At 62.0% G+C, this 19669-nt stretch carries 20 protein-coding genes; 3 read left to right on the forward strand and 17 right to left on the reverse strand.

From position 1 onward, the window contains the following. Nucleotides 1-37 precede the first annotated feature (37 nt). A complete protein-coding gene (locus IBJ82_RS30200; RefSeq protein ID WP_194829395.1) occupies nt 38-301 on the reverse strand; it encodes a hypothetical protein in 264 nt (87 codons plus the stop codon). A 153-nt stretch (nt 302-454) separates the two neighbouring features. On the opposite strand from IBJ82_RS30200, the gene IBJ82_RS30205 reads away from it, so the two are divergent. Further along, entirely contained in the window at nt 455-904 is a 450-nt protein-coding gene (locus tag IBJ82_RS30205; RefSeq protein WP_194829396.1) for a hypothetical protein, read from the forward strand. A gap of 8 nt (nt 905-912) precedes the next feature. Further along, nucleotides 913-1281, forward strand: a complete 369-nt coding sequence (locus IBJ82_RS30210) for a hypothetical protein (protein WP_194829397.1) — start codon at nt 913-915, stop codon at nt 1279-1281. Nucleotides 1282-1449: 168 nt separating this feature from the next. On the opposite strand, the gene IBJ82_RS30215 is transcribed toward IBJ82_RS30210, so the two are convergent. Then, the gene (locus IBJ82_RS30215; RefSeq protein ID WP_370585546.1) at nt 1450-2424 is read right to left on the reverse strand and encodes a GlxA family transcriptional regulator; all 975 of its coding nucleotides are present in this window, start codon (nt 2422-2424) and stop codon (nt 1450-1452) included. Between the two features lie 74 nt (nt 2425-2498). Here IBJ82_RS30215 and IBJ82_RS30220 point away from each other — a divergent pair, with 74 nt between their 5' ends. After that, nucleotides 2499-3080, forward strand: a complete 582-nt coding sequence (locus IBJ82_RS30220; protein WP_194829399.1) for a cysteine hydrolase family protein — start codon at nt 2499-2501, stop codon at nt 3078-3080. 85 nt (nt 3081-3165) lie between these two features. Here IBJ82_RS30220 and IBJ82_RS34925 read toward each other — a convergent pair whose 3' ends face one another. From IBJ82_RS34925 to IBJ82_RS30295, 15 genes are all read right to left on the reverse strand, one after another. Further along, nucleotides 3166-3684: a carbohydrate-binding protein gene (locus tag IBJ82_RS34925; RefSeq protein ID WP_228537898.1), complete on the reverse strand. Its 519-nt coding sequence runs from the start codon at nt 3682-3684 to the stop codon at nt 3166-3168. Between the two features lie 538 nt (nt 3685-4222). Further along, entirely contained in the window at nt 4223-4792 is a 570-nt protein-coding gene (locus IBJ82_RS30230) for a hypothetical protein (RefSeq protein ID WP_194829400.1), read from the reverse strand. Nucleotides 4793-4903: 111 nt separating this feature from the next. Next, nucleotides 4904-5341, reverse strand: a complete 438-nt coding sequence (locus IBJ82_RS30235; RefSeq protein WP_194829401.1) for a hypothetical protein — start codon at nt 5339-5341, stop codon at nt 4904-4906. A gap of 3 nt (nt 5342-5344) precedes the next feature. Next, nucleotides 5345-5572, reverse strand: a complete 228-nt coding sequence (locus IBJ82_RS30240) for a hypothetical protein (RefSeq protein ID WP_194829402.1) — start codon at nt 5570-5572, stop codon at nt 5345-5347. Next, nucleotides 5572-6855 (reverse strand): hypothetical protein, encoded by a 1284-nt coding sequence (locus IBJ82_RS30245; protein ID WP_194829403.1) that lies wholly within the window; start codon nt 6853-6855, stop codon nt 5572-5574. Before IBJ82_RS30245 ends, IBJ82_RS30240 begins: the two co-directional genes overlap by 1 nt. A 38-nt stretch (nt 6856-6893) precedes the next feature. Next, a complete protein-coding gene (locus tag IBJ82_RS30250; RefSeq protein ID WP_194829404.1) occupies nt 6894-7934 on the reverse strand; it encodes a hypothetical protein in 1041 nt (346 codons plus the stop codon). After that, nucleotides 7931-8800: a hypothetical protein gene (locus tag IBJ82_RS30255; RefSeq protein WP_194829405.1), complete on the reverse strand. Its 870-nt coding sequence runs from the start codon at nt 8798-8800 to the stop codon at nt 7931-7933. Before IBJ82_RS30255 ends, IBJ82_RS30250 begins: the two co-directional genes overlap by 4 nt. A 213-nt stretch (nt 8801-9013) precedes the next feature. After that, nucleotides 9014-10069, reverse strand: a complete 1056-nt coding sequence (locus IBJ82_RS30260) for a hypothetical protein (protein WP_194829406.1) — start codon at nt 10067-10069, stop codon at nt 9014-9016. Nucleotides 10070-10095: 26 nt separating this feature from the next. Next, nucleotides 10096-11649, reverse strand: a complete 1554-nt coding sequence (locus IBJ82_RS30265) for a phage tail protein (RefSeq protein WP_228537899.1) — start codon at nt 11647-11649, stop codon at nt 10096-10098. Nucleotides 11650-11728: 79 nt separating this feature from the next. Then, on the reverse strand, nt 11729-12283 hold the full coding sequence (locus tag IBJ82_RS30270; protein ID WP_194829407.1) for a hypothetical protein: 555 nt from the start codon (nt 12281-12283) through the stop codon (nt 11729-11731). Nucleotides 12284-12331: 48 nt separating this feature from the next. Further along, a complete protein-coding gene (locus IBJ82_RS30275; RefSeq protein WP_194829408.1) occupies nt 12332-12751 on the reverse strand; it encodes a hypothetical protein in 420 nt (139 codons plus the stop codon). Between the two features lie 55 nt (nt 12752-12806). Further along, nucleotides 12807-13094 (reverse strand): hypothetical protein, encoded by a 288-nt coding sequence (locus IBJ82_RS30280; RefSeq protein ID WP_194829409.1) that lies wholly within the window; start codon nt 13092-13094, stop codon nt 12807-12809. Between the two features lie 772 nt (nt 13095-13866). After that, nucleotides 13867-15903: a hypothetical protein gene (locus tag IBJ82_RS30285; protein WP_194829410.1), complete on the reverse strand. Its 2037-nt coding sequence runs from the start codon at nt 15901-15903 to the stop codon at nt 13867-13869. A gap of 654 nt (nt 15904-16557) precedes the next feature. After that, nucleotides 16558-17454, reverse strand: a complete 897-nt coding sequence (locus IBJ82_RS30290; protein ID WP_228537900.1) for a phage tail protein — start codon at nt 17452-17454, stop codon at nt 16558-16560. After that, nucleotides 17451-19604 (reverse strand): hypothetical protein, encoded by a 2154-nt coding sequence (locus tag IBJ82_RS30295; RefSeq protein ID WP_194829411.1) that lies wholly within the window; start codon nt 19602-19604, stop codon nt 17451-17453. Before IBJ82_RS30295 ends, IBJ82_RS30290 begins: the two co-directional genes overlap by 4 nt. Nucleotides 19605-19669 lie beyond the last annotated feature (65 nt).

Below are 19669 nucleotides of genomic sequence, written 5' to 3' on the forward strand. Positions count from 1 at the left end.
GTCGCCGCGACGACAGGGGCCCGCGATTCCTCAGGAGTTACTCGGCAGCCTCGCCCGACCCGGACGTCAACTGCTCCAGCAGCGCGGCGAGACCATCGGCCGACCCGGTCTCGGCCTCTTCCTCGACGACGTCCTCGGCTTCCTCGCCCGACCCCGAGGTCAGCGAGGCCAGGATCGCGGCCAGCTGCTCCGACGATCCGGTGCTGGGGGCAGGCTCTTCCGCCGACGCCGTACCCGCACCGAGCACGGCAATGCTCGCCGCCGCAGCCATAGCCACACCGAAGACACGAATCTTGCTCATTGTGAACCCCTCGTTATTCAGATTTGCCACGGATTTCCGCCGCACAAGATGTTTAACAGCGGACCAACCCAGGGCGGGAGACCGATGAAAGGGGGCAAGACAAGCTTGTCGCAGACATCTGATAAACATCAGATGTAGGTGTAGCCTGGTTTTATGAGCACTACCGCTACCTTCACCGAGCTACTCCGCCATCCGAAAGACGTGGTGGAGAAGGCCGGGGACGGCATCGTCCGGATTACCCGCCGCGACGCCGAGGACCTGATCCTGATGCGGGCCGGCCACCTGGATCGTCAAGACGCGGGTATCGCGTTGGCCAGCCGACTGATGCGCGCTGCGGTTCGTCGACAAGGCAATGTCGCCGAGGCTGTTGCCGACACCTTCGCTTGGATAGATGCGCTCAGCGCGAACGAGCGAGCCGACTTCATCGCCGAAGTGGCGGAGTTGATCTGGAGCGCCGCGGAACTGGGCGAGTACACCCGCCTCCTGCAGTGCGTCCAGAGCTGGACCGGAACTGCCGAGGCATACGCGGCGGGTCTGCCACGATCGGGCGACGGGGACCTGACCTGGATCGATAGCGACGGCCCTGTTGTCGAAAGGCCGTAGGGCGCGACTTGTCCAAAAACCGTGCTGTCTCGCGCCCACTGAAGAAGGTCGAGTTCGAGATTCGTTTCGCAACACGCGAAGCAGAGAAAGGCTGGGTCGATGCGCGCGCTACCGCGCGCAACGCCCTGGTTGATGCGTGGGACTTCCTCACCCGTAGCCCGCAGGAGCGCTGCGACCGGTGCTACCCGCTTCGCGGCGACCTGAACAAGGTGACCATCGGAGGCGAAACGTTCGAACGATGGCAGTACAAGATCACCGACGGTGGCCGCATTTGGTATGCGGTCGCGCGCGACTCATCAGGCGGCGGAACCGTGCACCTCATGCTCGTCACGCTCGGTCACCCGAACGAGACGGACAGTGGCAAGAACTATCGGTGATGTTTCAGGACCCCGACCCGCTCACCAACAGCTGCAGGAGCGACGTCAGCCCCCAGAGCGTCGTCGTCGCCGACCCCGTCGGCCATTCCTCGGCGATACCCGTTCCCATATGAAACCCCTTGTAGCTCAAATCATCACCGACAATGTCCCGACCGAGATCATAGTGAGTCACCCGATACGAAAACGTCGGCGGTACTCGTTGGGGGTCGTATCGAGCTGGCGGCGGAAGGCGCGAGCGAGAGTATCGATCGTGTTGAAACCGCAAGCGGCAGCGATCCGTTGGAGCGTTTCGTCGCTCGTCTCGAGCCGATGCCGCGCCACCTCCACCCGCGCCGACTCGATATAGGCCGCAGGCGTCATCCCGAGTTCGGTGCGAAAGATCCGCGTGAGCTGGCGATCACTGACATGGACCTGCTCGGCGAGGTCGGTCACCGTGAGCGGATTCGCGATATTGCGCGCGATGTAGTGCCGCACATCCTCGATCCGCCGCGTGGTCGACACCGGCTCGAGCGAGACACTGAACTGACTCTGCCCACTCGGTCGTTTCAGATACATCACCAACTGGCGAGCAACCCGCAACGCCAATTCGTCCCCGAAATCATCGGCCACCAATGCCAGCGTGAGATCCAGACAAGCCGTGAGTCCCGCACCCGTCCAGATGTTTTCGTCGCGAATGTAGATCGGATCCGCATCGACGATGACCTTTGGATGCTCGGCGGCCAATTGCTGCGCCGTCGACCAATGCGTGGTCGCCCGCTTCCCGTCGAGCAGCCCTGCGGCCGCCAGAATATGCGCACCGACGCACACCGAAGCCACCCGCCGAGCCCCCTCGGCCAACCGCGACACCGCCGCGACCACCCCCGGATCGACCACCGCGCTGACCCGTCGGTGACTGTCCGTCTCTACCGCCCCCGGCACCACCACCGTGTCGGCCGGCCCCACCTCGGCGAATGTCACATCCGGCAGAATCCGCACCCCCGCGGAGGTAGTAACCGGCGCCATCGACTCGGCGGCCAACACCACCCGGTACCCCGTCGGCTCCACCATCTCCCGCTGCAACAACGAGAAGACCTCCGGCGGCCCCGTGACATCGAGCAGATCCACCCCGTCGAAGAGCACGATCACCACGAGCCGCTCAGTCACACACAACCTCCATGTCCGAATCTGCAGGTTACATGACATTGCCGACACAACGCGGCGTCCATACCGTGGATCCCATGACCTCCACAACCCTGCGCGAACTCAACGGCTTCGACGAGACCCCCGCCTCCCTGACCAACTCCACCCTGATCCTGGTCGACTACCAGAACACCTACACCCAGGGCGTCATGGAGCTGACCGGCTGGGAACCCGCCCTCGACGCAGCCGCCGAACTCCTCTCCGCGGCCAGGGCAGCAGGTACCCCCGTCATCCACGTCATCAACGACGGCGGCAAGGACACCCCCTACGACATCACCACCGACATCGGCCGAATCCATCCCCAGCTATCCCCAACCCCCGACGAACCCACCGTCGTCAAATCCGTCCCCAACGCCTTCGTGAACACCGACCTCGCCGAATTGGTCGACGCCGCAGGCAACACCAACCTCATCATCGCCGGCTTCATGTCCCACATGTGCGTCACCTTCACCACCGAAGGAGCCTTCCTCCGAGGCAACATCCCCACCGTGGTCGCCAACGCCTGCGCCACCCGCCCCCTCGGCGAAGTCCCCGCCGACCAGCTCCACGCCAGCGCCCTGGCCACCATCACCGACCTCTACGGCATCGTCGTCGACTCCCCCGCCCACCTCACCGATTAGCCCTCGTCGAGCCTTCTTTCAGTAGAAATGACAAAACGGCCCGCACTCCGATCAGGAGTACGGGCCGATCAATTACAGACAGTCGTCAGAGCTGCTGCCAGAGCGCCGGAGTATTCGGCGGAGTCCAGTTGGGCGCGTAGGCAGTGTGCGCCTGACGACACTGGTACTTCGCTCCTTCGTAGGTGACGATATCGCCGACCTTATAGGTGCCATTCAACTGCCAGGTCGGCGTGACGGGCGCCGCGTCCATCACCGTGACGGTGATCTGAATCGGCGTGTTGGTCTGCGTGGAATCCATGCAACCTTCCGCCACGAGCGTGTGCACGCCGGTTGTCGTCGGAGTCCATTGCGCGACAGCCACATTGTTGGCGTCCGGCGGGGTCGGAGTTCCGCTGACGACTTCGCCGTTGTCGATCACAGCGACAGTCGACCGAACATCACACTGAATGGTGAGCGTGTAAGTGCTGTTCACATAGTGTTCGGTGCCAGAAACCGTCATGGTGATGGGGTTTGCCTGCGCGGACGTGGCCGTCAGCGCCGCCACCGCCACAGCCGATGCCCCGATGACGCCGACGCTGATGCGCCGCAGGTGTGATGTCTTCAAGTTGCTATCCCTATGTTCACACAGCGGTGGACCAATTCCGTCCCCCGGTCAGCCACTGATGCGCGGCCAACTGCAGAGTATTACACACATATGCTCTACTGGACGTCGAAATCCGTTGTGTCCCAACATTTTAGCCATACTGTCGACATCACATCATCGGATGCCAGCCGAGCACTACGCAGACCGCGAGCCAGAACACTCCTCATCCGGCCCGAGGCGAGATCTCACCGGATCCGCGTTCGTGGAGCCGCACAAACGGCGAAACGGCCTGCACCCTGTTCAAGGGTGCGGGCCGATCAGCTACGCGACGTCCTGCAAACGCCCGCGGACGACGTCGGCTCACCGGGACTGCCGACGGCAGGGTCGGGCAGAACGCCGCGGCGGATCAGATAAGCCTCTTCGCCTGCCATCGCGTTGCTCGGAACCTCCCAGTACGTGTTGTAGACAACGACTTCAGAAGTAGGTTCAGAGCCGGGCGGCAAGCCGACCAAGCCGCCGAGCACACGGCGAGCGCGAACCGGCCGAGCCTGGCAAAGAGTTACGGGGTCGAGGTGATGATCTCGTCGGTGTAGCGCGCGTAGCGGGCAATGTCGTCCAGCCAGACCACACCGAGGTCGACGCCATTTTCCGGCAGCTCACGATCCGGCGCGGTTGTCGACACCGTGATCTTGTGCAGCGCAGCATCGTTGGGTCGGTACCGCACGACAACATCCTGGCGGTCCCAGTCACCTCGTGGGTGGATGGCGTCGATGGCCACGAAGCCCTTGATGTATGCCTCGATTCCCCAGGCTCGTCCGCTGATCACCACAGTCTTTTCGACGTTCCATGACGGAGCCGGATTAGCGGTGTAATACGCGTAGCTGGGGCTATCTCCGAGGAAAGCTTTGCCGAGCGGAATGTTGCCGGGGAACTGATCCGCCGGCATATCGGAAGAGTTGCCGATCGAGACCACGGATACCTCGTCGAGTACCTGGTCGTCGACTACGACGTCGTACTCGGAAGCGTGGCCGAAACGGCCGGTCTGCCGCATAGCATCGATCTTGACGAATCCTGGAATGTAGAACTCGGCGCCACCAGTGGCGGCGACGACAGTCAGGGTCTTCTGCATGGCTGAACTTTCTTGGTGGTCGAATAGCGAGGGAGCCCAGACCATCCGGGTCTGAGCCCCCTCGCTGAATATTCGGATGTAGTTCGGACGATGCCGTACCGCGTTGACTCGTCAGCTGACTCGAACGTAGGTACCTGCGCCTCCGGAAACTGTTGCTCGCCAAGTACTCTGGATACTGGTCTGTGTTTCGACCAGCACGATGTCACCCGCGCTCACCGGCACGGTTGCGCTCATGGTCATCGTGCCGCTGGTTCCAGCCACTACTGCACTGGTGGCAACAACCGTTGTGCCGATTCGCAGCCGAGCTTGATAGTTGCCTGACAATGTGCCGCCGGCGAAGACCACCGCACATGTCAGTTGAGCACTGCCATTGTTCGATTGGACTTGCAGACCCCCATCGGCCACCACGGAGCCGGGATAGTTAGTGGTGTCGGCGGTCCACGCGGGTACCACAGTCCATTCGGTGGTGGTGCCCATCGAACTGGAGGGGCTGTCCTTGGTCATACCCGCCGGCAACATGGCGCCGATTCCGGCGAAGACATGAGGCATCGCCTACTCACCACCCGTCGCCTCGGGACCGACCGGATCCGGTTCGACAGGATCTGTCGGAGCTTCGGTACCGGGGTCCGGCTCAGGGTCGGTGGGTTGTTCGACGATCGCACCGGGATAGCCGGATTCCGGACTCTGCCAATACGGGGTCCCGTCGGGACTTTCCGGCTCCGGGCTGGTTTCGAGCGGTGTCCACAGCACCACAGGGCCACCGAGAAATACCGTCGGCATCACACAGTCACCCCCGCCAGACTCGCCTGCAAACCCTTTCCGGCAGGACTGTCGGCCGTGGTGACGTGAACCGTCACCCGGTCACCCGCGGCGAAACTCCAGGAGCCGGTGACGCTGCTGTCCAGCGCATGGTTCGCTGCGGCAATGGTCGCCGAGGTACCCGCGACAGCGACGCCGTTCTTCCGCAGTTCGACGATCAGGTTGCCGGTGCCCGCGGTCTCGCCGCGATAGGTCACCTTGGACACGGTCAGTGCCCGTTCGATACGCATACCTTCGGGAATGGTGTTGCCGGCGCCGACAACACGCGCACCGATATGCGCCTTGACGGCGATGTCGTACGCCTGACCGGCCGTGGTAGGGGTGCGGGCGTTCGTCAGCCGCGAGTCGGTGTCGGACACGGCCGCGATGACCGTGCGTACTGCCGCCGCATCGGCGGCGCCCAGCAAAGTGCCGACAGTGGCACTGGTACCGGTCACCTGGCCGATCGGATGGGTGTGCGATACCGGCGTGCGGGCATTGGACAAACGCGGATCGTCACCGGCGACCGCGGTGGTTGCGGAATCACCGATGATCGGAGCGAATGTGGTCGGTTTACCGGAGATGCCGCTCCACAACGTTGTGCCGGCGGGCCCCCGTACGACGATACCCTGACCGTTCGCCGTCCAGCCGGTACCGGCTCGGTAGATGTACAGCAGCCCATCGGTTTTGACGATGTACTGACTGCCGTCCGGAGGGGACGACGGGAGCTGCCCATACGTTTCGGACTGGCCGTCGATCTGAATTCCGTGCCCCGCAGGTCCCACAACCACCGCGTTGCCGGACGTAGTAGGCACGGGTGCGGCGAGTGTCAGATCGACCAGACCGGTCGAGCCGACATCGGGGTTCTCGGGGTCTGGTCCCGCCACATATCGAGGAACGTGGAAACTGAAGGGATCCATCGGAATTCGTTCGCCGTCGTAGGACAGGTCGAACGAGACACGCCAAGTCCACTCGGTCGGGTTCGTCGCCGCGCCGGGCGCGACCAGTCGCACGCCGCGCTTGCCACGCCAGGTCAGATAGCCGAACTCGTCAAGCTGGCATTCGTAGTGCTGCGGGAGCTGCACATAGGTCGCGGGTGCGGGCTGCGCGTCACGGACGAGCACCTTGGGTGCGTCCGCGGCGAAGGTGATGGTGCCGTTGAGGGGTGGAAACTCGGGCAGATCGCCCAGGTCGGGGCCGTCGATCACGTTGGCGAGGAATCGCCCGACGACCTTGCCGTAGTCGAGCGGAGGCAGATCAGCCATGGCTCAGTACCTTTCGGAGTATTGCGGGGTGCGCCGGATCAAGCCGGCAACGCACGAACCTGCAGGTGGGAGTAGTTGCCGTTGACCGTGTACGTCCCGCTGCCTTCTGCTCGGGACGCAACGACGTAGAGGGTTGCGGTCTGATTGGCCGCCACGATCCCGATTTGGGCACCGGGCATGACCGGATAGTCGAAACCGGGCGAGATCAGTACATGCGCGAATCGCGCGACCCAATGTCCCCAACCCTGGGCAACCACAGCGCCGTCCGGCGCACCGATGCGCACCGTGACATCGCACCGAGTCGGTGTCTCGGACGCGACGCCAACAGCACCCTCGATCCACGGCCGCCACGCATTCGGTTGGGCCGGGATCGTGATAGCCGCCAAAACCTTGGTCTCCTCCTTCAGATTCTGCGCGGTGAGGAACTGGTTGTTGCCGATCGTCCACGGACCGCGCAGACGGGGTGAGGGGATCGGCCGGAACTTCCCGGTCGCGCTGTCGAAGCCCAGGACATAGCCCTGGCCGAGCGGTTGGTCTTCGGTGACCAGCACATCGGAGGCGTCAGAGATTTTCCCAGCGCCACCGGGGTCACCCGGTTCCCCCTGGGGGCCACGGGGAAAGGTGATCTCGAGCTGCTGGTTAGGCGCTGAACCCAGGACGCGGGCCGTGGCAGCGGACCCGGACGCACCGGCCAGACCGATACCGGTGAGCGCATTCACCCCGCCGCGCCGTCCCGGCTGCCGGAACGCATCGTCGAAGGCAATGAACTCGGTGCCGGTCCAGTAGTAGATCGCATTCTCGGAAACCACACGCCAGGCTTTGCGGGCGTCAGCGGTGGTGAGGCCGAGCGCTGTCAGCGCGGCGGCGTCGCTTACATCCCCCTGCCAAGCCCACGGCCACGCCGCAGCGCCCACCGGTCCTGGCGGGCCAGCGGGTCCTTCGCGCAGTTCGATCAGCACTTCCCGGTCGACGACTTCGACCGGATTGACGGTGTACGGCAAGCCGACCGAGTCCGCCACGCCGCGCATGGTGACCATGACGTCCTGGTCGTACACGGTCGTCACGTCTTCGCTGTTCACAGCACCCCCACGGGTCGGGCCGTGCACACGATCTGCGCGTCGGCCATCTGATAGTCGTAGTTGGCCGAGCCGGCACCACGACGCACAACCACGACGAGCGTCACCGCCTGACCTGCCGCGATGACGCCCACGGTGCTCGCGGGAGTCACGTTCCGGGTCGCAAGATGCGGCTGGAACCGAACTCGCGTCTGGACGCCGGTCACGAAGCCACTCCCCAACGCGACGATCTGCCCTGTTGCCGATCCGATCCGGACCTCGGCGTCGATCCGCGTGCTGAACTGGTCAAAATTCTCCAGCGGACGGAGAACGACACCACCGGTGATCATCGGGCGCCAGTCGGTGTCTTGGGCGGGTACCTGAAGTTGCGCCACAACGATCGACGCAGCTGAAACGCCCGACTGTGAGGACGCGAAGCCGGGACCGTCGTTCCACGCTCGGTCCTCGACGATCGTCCACGGTCCACGCAGCCCCGGGTACGCTCGCCCCGACCACTTACTCGTCGTCGCGTTCCAAACAGGCACAGCCCCGTCGGGATGCGCACCATCGGCGTAATCCGTGGCCTGGCGGATCGGGCCGGGGCCGCCGTCGGGGCCCTTGCTTCCCATAATGCCGCGCGGCACAACAAGATCCAGAACAATGTCAGGCGCTGCACCGGTGACCGTCACCTGCAGATCGGTGCCAACCGGTCCGGTGGTCACACTGCCGATCGACACCGAGCACGACGGACCATCCGAACCCAGCGCACCGAAGGCATCGGGGAAGGTGTCCAGCCCCGTCCCGTTCCAGTACGCGAGCCCACCGGTCGAAAGCACCCGCCACGCTTTGCCCGCATGGGCACTGTTCAGCTTCGCGGTGAGGGCGGTCAATGCGGCCTGGTCCGCGATGTCACCTTCCCAACGGAACTGACGCGCGGGTTCACCCTCAGGGCCCTGCGGTCCGATGGCGCCGGTCGTCAGCTCGAGGCTGCCGTCACGTGGCGTTCCATGGAGCGCCTGGACGAGTCCGGGAGTACCGACTCCTTCGTCCACCCCCCGAACCAAGGTGTCGTCGAAATAGTTTCCTACCGAAGTCATTTCATCTCATTCCGTGGGCTCGGCAAAAGCAATGATCGATGCCCTCGTAGGACTGAACCCGACCTTGTCGGAGCTGGGACCGGTGCCGACTCGCTCGACCGACACAACGAGGGTCGCCGGCTGGCCGGCGGGAACAGTCGCAAAGTCCGACGTGGGCGAAAGCACTCGGGTGGTCGTGCCGTCACGCAAGCAGGGGAAGACCGGCACGTACATCCAGGCACCGGGAGACCCGACACCGAAGGCGATGCCGGTTGCCACGATCGGCCCCTGCGAACTTCCCAGTCGCACCGTCACCTCCGCACCTTGGCTCGTGGTGTTGGAGTGCGCGTAGATGTGCCCGTACACCTGCGGTCGCCACCGGAACGGCTGGGCCGGGATCGCGAACGTGCCGGCTTCGACCCGGCTGGCCGCCTCGATTCGTTCCGCAGCGAAATCCTCCTGGTACCAGCCCCACGGGCCGGCTCCCAACGGTGCGGGCGTCGATCGGAATCGCCGAGTGGCGCGGTCGTAGGCGAATACACCGCCGTGACCAGGTCCGCTGGCGTCTTCGTAGTCGTCTGCTTCGGTGATAGTGCCGGACTCGCCAGGTGGCCCGACCTGGCCGGGCAGCCCGGCGGGCACCGTCGCCCGCAGCTGCTGGTCAGGAGCACTGCCGAGGAACTCCAATGCTGGTTCGGTCAGTGCCGGCCTATGAAGGGTGTCCAGGACCGTGATGGTGTTGGCCTCCCCCGCAGGGCCGGTCGGCCCGACGGCGTCGACCGAGTGCACCCATCCCGCACCGGTCCACACATCCATGCCGTTGTCGTCGAGCCGGTGCCACCACTGGCCCCGATCTTCCGGACCGAGCCCCGACGGACGCCCCGCACTGTTGGACAGCGCACCCATCTTGCGAAACGATGCCCGCGGACGTCCACGCACACCCGCGATGCCGGCCGGACCGCCGGGGAGTGGCAGCTCCGCCACCTCCGCTGCCAGCTCGACCTCCGCTGTCAGCAGCGGCAACCCGTCGATATCGGTCCGACGATAAGCACGTAGCCGCGCGGGAAAACTGATGTCTCCCATTGAATTCTCCTTTGTTTCGAACTGCCTCAGAAGATGAGCAGGTCCATGTCGGCACCTACATCCGTCGACAGGTCCTTGACCGCCGACGCCACGCGGCCCAGCCGCTGCCACGCCTTCACGACGGAGTCCTCTTCGTCGGAGCCGTCGCCGACGGTGATCTGCCAGCTCGCCGGCGTTTCGCGGTCGTCAGTGAAGGTGAGTTCGGTGACGAAGTCGGTGAACACCTTCTGATCCATCGCGAAACCGATCTGATCGCCAACGCCGAAGTCGCGGCCGATCAGATAGGGAGCGTTGTCCTGGATCGTCACTTTGTGGCTGGTGTAGCCACGGGTCAGGTGCAATCCCTGCCGAGCGGCGACGAACCCATCGAGGGTGAACGCCTTATCGCTACCGGTGATGTACAGCTCGCGGAAGGCGTACGGGCCGGCCTGGCCCACGCGCTCCATATCCCGATAGACCATCCAGGCCAGGAACACATCGTCGAGCTGGCCACGATAGAGCCAGTCCAGACCGATCAACGACAGCAGCGCCTTGATCGCCATCTCGATACCCGCGTTGACCCAGCCCGGAGAGCGACCGCCGACGATGATGTCGGTCGCGGTGGGTTTGTGCAGCGCTACCTCGGACGCGCCGATCCCGGAGTACTCACCTTCGAAGTACCACACCCACGGCAGATTCCGCATGGTGCCGAACTTCCCCGGCGTTCCATAAACCGCCTCGTACTCCGTGGTCGAATCGAACTTCGGGTACCGCATCGGCGTGATGCCGTCGTCGGCGAATTCCTCGAACCACGAGATGATCCCGTCCAGCAACGAACCAGTTGGCCCGGTGACACCGGATTTGTCCACCGTCTCGAGAACCACAGTCGGTTTGTCGAGGTAGAACCACTCCGGCGCAGGCTGTTCGTCCTCACCGGGCAGGAAGAAGCGCGCCGTCAACATGACGCCCGAATCCTCGAGCATCGGCTGGAACAGCTTGTCCGCCATGTCGAATCGGGCTGATGCCGCGCTCCACCGACTGGTATCAGTGCGCGGATCAACCGGTACGACCGCGATCGGGAACGTTGTATTCCCCTGCAGCCGCATCAGATTCATCGTGAGATAGGTCGTCACCAGCGTCCGCACCGGACCGAACAGGATATGGTGGCGCGGGAATTGGGCCAGCACCGGCGCGAATGGACTCGCCCAGCAGCAGATGGTGGAGATGTGGTTCCAGGCGTGAATCGCCTCGATGTCCACAGTCTCGACCCCGTTGTCGTCCCGGACGATCGACGCCTTGGTGATGTAGCCGTCCCACCGAAAACCCCTGGTGTTCACGGTGATCGGCAACGTCGTATCGGCATGATTGCCGAACAGGTGGTCGAAGTGCACCATGTCCCGCGGACAGATCATCTTCAACCCGCCGGCCGAGTTCCGCGGAAAACTCACCTGCAACGACAGGTAACTCCGCTCCTCCCCCACCTCCTGCATGTCCTTGTCCCAGTACCGAACCAGAACCTCTTGATCCCGAGCATCATCCTGCTCGACCCGAAACATCTCATCCATCCGCCGCGATTCCGCGTGCGGGTCCCAAACACCCATCCTCCACCACCTTTCACTTGTTTTTGGGTACAAAAAAACCCAACCCGATTTCGGGTTGGGTTACGTCCGGACAGTGGTGCTATTCGAGTATCTGTCGCGCGTGCTCCGCGTAGGCGGGACTGGCCGAAGGCTCCCACCACCACCAATGTGACTCAGGAATTTCCTCGGGAATCACATGCTTCGGGATCGGAGCGACTTCGTCAGCATGATCCCGCAACACAGTATCGATCTCGTCGATCAGATCAGCGCCATCCTCTTCCAGGAAATCGTGCACTCCTGGATAGTCTTCGAGAAGAAATTGAATAGCGGAACGCCGAATGCTCGAATTACGCCACCCGTCGATGATCACCGATGTCGCTCGATAATGAGAATTCATCAGGTAATAAGTCATAGTCCGACTATTCGCTCTTACCAGATCAGCAATTTCATGCCGGAGGTCTGCTAACGGAGCGATCTCTTGTTCACTAATGCGAGCACCACACTCCACCCGCACGACGCCCTCCATCGCACGGTGGAAAGCGTCAACCCGAGTGTCGTGCTCGGCCGAGCCGCTGCGATCGAGCTCGAGCGCCAACCCCAAGTCAGCGATGACCACGCCCATCAGATCGTTGACATCGAACTCACAGTGGCTCAATTCTCTACCTCTTCGGAACTACCGCTTTGGGATCCCCATAACTGGCTATCACTTTGGATAGAAATCGTGGCACTCGAATCCCGTCATACCATGTTCACTGAACGACGGAATTATTCTCGCAAGATACCAACTAAAGTCAGTGAACTCAAGGTTTTTGATCAGTGTTCGATCAGCCGGCAGTATGAAATACACGACCGTCGATTCCGCTGGAACCAGCAACGTCCCGCCAATCGACGAGCCATCGAAATGCACGTCAACCCCTACCGTATCGCCAGCTTCGGCATGCATCTGGAGATTTCCGATAACCTCATCGATATCGGCTTCGGGCCGAGTTTCCCAATCGAAGTCGTCGGTCAGATGAAACCTGATCGTCCCGTCATCGATCAACGACACCCTCGATTTCAGAAGCGACTGGATCAATTCAATCGCCGCAACAGGCTGTCCAAAACGGAAGTCGATGTCTATCATACGCCCCATGTTTGTCCTCTCATTTCACCTAGGACTCTAACCGGAACCGACACCCTCATGCCCATCCGTTCGCAGTCAGGGTTGCGTACCAACCTCCCGGATCCTCCAACTCGGATAGATCCACCAATTCAGCATACTTGACACCGAATAGGTAATCGTTTAAGAACGTAAGCATGTCCGGTGCCACAATTCGAGAGCGATTCACTTCGCCATACCGCCAGAAATACTGATCCGAGAGCATGACTTCACCAGTGATCAAGTTCAACAGAAAGGTGTCATTGCCCGTAATTCCAACGTTGATCCAGTGTTCCTCTATTCTGTAAACCTCACCGCCCTCATCCATAATGTCACCTTTAGCAAATCGGCTACCTATACTTTAGCCCGCTCACAGTAGGGCCACTCGTGATCCGATAGAATTCGATCAACGATGTAGGCATGCGCAGACCTTCCAGCACCGCAAGCGTCGACGCTGGCGCATCTCCGCCGTCAACACTGCGACGCATCTCTTCGCGGTACGCGTCGATGATCTGCATGGTGTCCAATTCTCTGCCTGGTGGAAATCTAGAAAGTGCAACCGGATCATCCACGCTTGCATTCCTAACAGTATTCACTTTGCTTGCGACGTCAGCGAGCACCGATCCTACCATTTCAAGACCTCTGCTCTAATTGTAGCGCCACCCGGAATAGTACGTAACTGACTCGCGATCTGACGGCCTACTCCATGATTAGTAGAATCCTCGATCCGGCAGCCCAATTCCGTCATTCGCACAGCTTTTAGTCAGAACTCCAAGCCGCCTCCGCCTTGGCGGTCAACAACCTCATGACCGACAACAACTAGTCATAGCGATGAAAATTTGGAACTCCTCGAGTTGAATTAGCGTCTCCCATTGGCCAAATCTTCATATGCAGCGGAGCCCTCATTCTCGAAACCGATATACCATTCAAACAAGAATTACACCAAAATAGAACGTAACCCAGCCTACCTTCTTCGAGACCGACGAATCGATATTCTAGACATGCCTCTTCACAAGTTGGACACTCTTTCGATGCAGCGGATTCTCCATCAATAATTTGCACTAGTAGACGAGTCCATGTTTCGCGATACTTATCCATTTTCACCGCAATTTCACCCCTTTATAGTAGGCCCAGAACTGATCTTCTACAGCATACGCGGCTCGTTCCCATGCGTCACCTTCTAGACTGTTCGTAGGCTTTCGTCCGTAAAGTCTCCACTGGAACACGTGCGTACGCTCATGCCCAATCGTAACCACCAGAGTTTCCATATCGGTAAACGCATCCGGATACAGCGTTATCTGCCTGCCGTTTGGAGTATGCCCATAAAGGCCCCTCCCTATAAGCTCAGGATCTCTGATTATCTTCACATTCACACCGTCAAGCAGGACTCCCGCACGTCGAGCAGCCTCCACTACAGACTTCTTTTGCATCGGCACAGACAGCTCTGCGAAGCTGCCGATATTCTTTGTACGCCGCTCAAGTTGGAATATGTTAGACGGGTCAGGAGCGCCACGCAATAGATTTGGAGGACCGGTTAGACGCACGGCATTCGCAATCTTCCCCGAAATTTGCCTAAACCCAGCTGGAAGATTCAGGCTTCGTGGGAACGATTGTGTTGCGCCAATTATCTCCAGCTGTCCCCGCAACATCGATGCAAACGGACGAGCCCCGGATGCTTGCGCCGGGCCAGCAACTGATTGCCAGGAGTACCCCCGCGGACTGTGTCCCGATGGAAATGGCTTTAGCCCATTAGCCACTGATGACCGAGAATTCGTCTCTATAGGATGTCGAACTGGATGCCCCGAACTGGGTGCTGCAGGACGATTCTGCCGTGCGTTCGTTAATGGCGGGCGGGCGCTTGGCACGGCGGGCACCGGCGGTCTCCGGACTTGGGGAGTCGAGGATGGGAGAGTTAGGTTCTTGGCCGCTGTTGCTCCGCCCGTGAGACCCGTAAGGGCATCGCCTGCGCCCAATCCGGCTATCGCGAGTTCGCGTCCGGTCAGAGACGCGCCCTGGCCGGCGAGTCGGCTCCCGAAGTACCTGCTACCGAGTCCGACACCGAGTCGTGTACCGAGGAACGCCAGCTCGGGGACACCGAATGCGATCATGACCGCGTCGTAGACAAGTTGCCGGTTATCTATCGCGTTTCCGGCGTCGAGGTTGATCGTGTCGGTCGGGACGTATATTCCGTCTATGGAACTGTAGGACGTGTACTTGATCCCTGTGGAATCACCGCCGCCGATACCTCTGAGATTTCCCTGCTCGTCGAAATAAGCATCAAATTCATACTTGGATCCATCGGGCTTTCGACCATGCCATTTCTGGATCGAGGTCCCATCGGGAACTCGGACCATAGGCCCTCGACTGGTAATTGGATCGGGGATCCACGTAGCATTCGAAGGGTCGAATTTGTTGCCGTAGCTTGGACCGCCGATAGCCGTGTTGTATCTATCTACCGGAGTTGTCGTACCGTCTGGCTGTACCACTGCCCGGTTGCCCATCGCGTCGTTCACGATGCTGACTGGCTGGCTTTTAGTTCGTCCAGGAACTGTCAGTACCTCAACCGAAGTCCCGTCACTTCTGGTGTACTTGGTGACCGGCGCACCGAACACACCAGGACCAAAGTCCGCAGTGCTGGTCTCGCCATTGCTGTGCGACATGATTACATGGCCGCTTTGCCCATCCGGACTCAACTGAATGATCTGGGCAGGCAATGACGAGCCCGGAGCCGGTTCGACTACGATAATGTTGGTGCTGCTGTAGTGAACAGAATGCGAACCATCGGGGTTTGCGGTCCAAGTGATGCGATTTCCGTACCCGTCGTCGACAATTCGCACTTGGGAAACGCCGAGCCGGTCGACAATAGTGGCATCTCGGGTCAACCCACCGGTACCAGGAACAATTTCGGAGGTCTTTACAGATACCAGCGCGCCGAACTTATCGCGGACCATCGTTTGACCATCACCGGTAATGGAATTGTGGGTATCCGTGATACGCGTATGGTCTCCACCGATGGTGACGGTGGCGACTCCCGCAAAGCTCGTCGAATCACCAGGATTCACCGGGGCGTTCTGTGCGAAGTTTACGACATCGGGCAGACCTTGGTACATGGTTTGTGCGGCGCTCGGCTGTTGCACACCGAGCATCAGGCTGGTCAGAGACGAGGGCTGACTTACCGGGGTCGCCGGTATGGGTGTCGGCGGCGCGTTCTGGACCGTTGTCGGTTCCGACTCCTGGGTGGTTGTCCCGGACGGCGCCGAGGAGTTTGTCGGCCCAACTGTGGGTGCGGGCTGCGCCTGAACGGGTGCGACCTGTGTCTGTTGGGGTACGGGCTGCGTCTGTACGGGTGCTGGAGCAGCGGGTTGCGGCACAGGCGGTAGATCCGGCAGCACCGGCGGCTTATCCGATAATCTCGGGTTGCCCGTCGTCAGACCTGGGATTTCCGGCATACCCGGACCCGAGAGCGGCCCATCGACGAACTGTGCCGTCTGAACACCGTCTCGGGAACGTCCATCCATGTCACGAACCCCGAGCACTCGCTCGTATGCGCGCGACGCAGAAGCCGCTGTCATCCCATTCAGGTTGTGCACCCGCGGTTGCCGGACGGACCCCGAGTTGGACTCGGCTCCCAACGGAGTCAACGACGCTAGCCATTCGGAGAATTGGGTGTGGTCATAGGCCACGAAAGGCTCTGGTACCACCATCGCGATACCTCCTAAGAAATCGAGAGAGCCCAATCCCCGCAAAGGGATTGGGCTCTCTCTCGATCGATGTTCAGTTGGCAGACGCGATCAGAACGGTCGCGATGACCTCGGCGTCACGGCCCCGATGATGCTCGAATCGGTGGTCCCGTCTTCGACCTGCACCACAATGTCGGTGCTGGCCCACGGGTCAAGCGAGGCGAGCCAGCGACGGCCGGCGAGCTGGCCCCAGACATTCACGCCGGCCGTGTTGCCCTCGGTGTAGAGGCGGGCGGTGCGATGGCGCGGATGGGTGTCGATACGCAGGGTTTGGCCTGCGATCAGACGCGGAGTCTGGACCATGCGCGGCTGGTCCAGACCCTCGGCCGGGTCGAGAATCGACCAACGGCCGGGGCCGTTCATCGTGTACCGCGGCCAGGCCGGCTGATCCGCCGCATTGCGCAGGCGCAGAATGCCCTCGCCCACACCGGAAGCGTTCGTCCACACCATGGTTTCGTCGAAGTGCCGCTCGAGCGGATCCATCGCGGTCGCCGACATCTTGTACATAGCGAAGCCGTTGCGCGCCGGATCGATGTCGCCCGAGGGTTCAGGGGCGGTGTCGAGCTGGAACTGCTGGAAACGCCAGCCCTGGTGCCGGGTGAAATAGCCGACCGTCACGGGCTTGTCGGTGGACCAGCCGCGGAACCACGCGTCGTGCACGGCGAGAAACTCACGAACCGGGTTGGACTCCTGCGCGCCCGAAGCGGTGGAGATGATGGCGAGAAAGTCCCACTCTTTCTTCCAGCGGACCGACCGGGCGAAGGTAGCACCGTCCTGGCGGGCACCTTCGGTGGCGAGCAGCTGAACCGGCGCGAACATGAAACCTGTTTGCGCCGAGAGCCTTACACCCTCACGTCCGGCGTTCGGGCCCGCAAGATGCCAGACTCGGCCGTTGTTGTCCCACACCACGATCTTGGTGTCTTGTGTAGTGAGCATCTGGTGGATCATCGCCCGAGCCCTCCTCCGCGTTGTTGCGCAAACGTTTGGCGGCGCTGGACGCGGGCGATGGACATCGCGACGCTCTTGGGGTCCATGCCGTTGAAGTTGAAGATGTCGCCGCGGGCGGTGTGTCCGCCGACGCCGTCGGCCAAGTCCGTCAGACCGAAGCCGGTTCCGACGACTTCCTTCGCGGTGCTTGCCAACCATTCGACTGGTTTGGCGACCAGGTCGACCGCCTTGCCTGCCACCGTCGATCCGATGAGAGATCCGAGCACGCTACCGACCGCAGCGCCGGCTGGGCCAGCGATAGCGGTACCGAGGCCAGCGCCGATGAAGCTGCCCGCCTGACCCGCCAAGTCCTGTGCCACGCCCTTCGCCGCACCGGTGATGCCTTTGACCAGACCACCCGAAGAGTTACCGGAAAGGAAGCCTTGAATGCCAGCTGTGAGGTTCGACCCTTCGTCGTTATCGAACGCCTTTTGCTGTTCGAACGGTACGAAGAATTCACTGTCGGAATTGATCCCGAGCTGCTTGGCGAGCTCACCGTCGGCTGAGAGTGCGTTGGAGATGGACGGGATGCCGAGGGCTCCGGCCAGCGCACCGACCGTAGAACCGGCTTCACGCAGGGCTGTGGTGTCGCTGAGGCCCAGCGACTCACCGAAGTTCTTCGCCAGCTCGCTACCGACGATCGATCCGCGGTCGATGTAGTCGGCTCCGCCGTACGTTGTGAAATGCGTGGGGTCGGCAAGGCTCGTGCCTTTGAGACCCTCACTCAGGCTTGGCGTACGCGGCGTCGTGGATGGCCCGACAGCCGAATATCCACCGGCGCCATTGGGCACATACATCGTGCTCGAACCACCACCGGACCCGCCGGTGACAACAACGCTGTTCGAACCACTACTCGAACCACCGTCGCCACCGCCGAAGCCCGTCGGCGTCATCGGCGACGCACCACCCGGTGCGACCGAACCACCGGCGCTGCCGCCCGAGGACAGGTCTGAGCCGTCTGTCGGCATCGCTCCGATCGCGGACTTCAACGACATAGACGCCGCGAACCCACCACCGAACCGAGACCCGATCGTCTGCCCGAGCTGCTCGCCGATTTCCGGCGCCAACTGCCCCGCCGGTCCGAGAGCAGGCGCGATAGCCGCACCCAACGCCGCACCGACCCGGCCACCGGCTTCCGTCGCCGACGCGACGATCCCCGCGGACAACGCCTCGGAGAGTGCCGATAGCGGAGCCGTGGAACCCTGGGCAGACGAAGTCGACTCCTGGGCGAATGCGGGCATCGCGCCCAAGAGCCCCTGCGGTTCTACGTTCAGCGAGGCAGCGATCGGCGGTCCATCGCCGGTGAACGGCGAGTTGGCGCCCAGATCGACCTTCATAGGTTCAGGCGCACGCCGACCGAACAGCCCGCCCGCGCCCAACACCGGAGCCAAGGCCCCACCGAGCGCCGCACCCGCGGTACCAGCGGCATTGATTGCCGCACCGCCGATGCCGCCGATCACATCGGCGATCAACCCGGTCCCGAGTAGATCGCGCCACTTCTGCGGATCACCCATCCCGGAGTCGCCGACCAGGCCGCCGGAAGCGAAGCCAGGAAGCATGCCCGCCAGGTATCCAGCTGAAGGAACCCAGCCGGAGTTGATCGCTTCCAGCAGCGGCAGCGCACCGGCCGTCGCGGCGGCGTTGACCACGAACTCACCGTTGGACAGCCGAGCCAGGATCGAATCACTACTGCCGGTCCCGGGACCGCGAACCGAGCCACCACCCGCGTAACCCGCAGGTGCACCGCTATTTTCAACTACGTAGCCGGGATCAGACTTCGCTGGATTGAGCAGCGTCGTCTTCGAGGAAAACTTGATCAATCGGGTCTTGGTATCAACCGCGTCCGTGTCGGGGCGAAGCAGGTCCAATGCCTGTCCCGCTACCCGCTCGGCGATTGCGCCTGGCGCAGTGCCGAGCACGTCGGCCAGCACACCGAGCAAACCGGCCCCGATCAGGCTGTTCGGCGGAATTCGGCCATCCTCACCGAGGGTGACCGGGTTCTCTTCGGGCAGGGTGATCGTGGCGGTGCCGCCGCCGGAGCCGCCTTCCCAGACGGCCCCGCTCGGCAGCCTGATCCGCTTTCCCGGAGCCGGTGTGCCGCTCGTGGTCATCGCAAGAACGTCCGGCAATGTCATCGCCGTTGGGCGTTTCTTCTTCACAATTGGTATCCACTTTC

Source organism: Nocardia sp. XZ_19_231, from assembly GCF_015355705.1.
In the GTDB taxonomy this organism is placed as follows: domain Bacteria; phylum Actinomycetota; class Actinomycetes; order Mycobacteriales; family Mycobacteriaceae; genus Nocardia; species Nocardia salmonicida.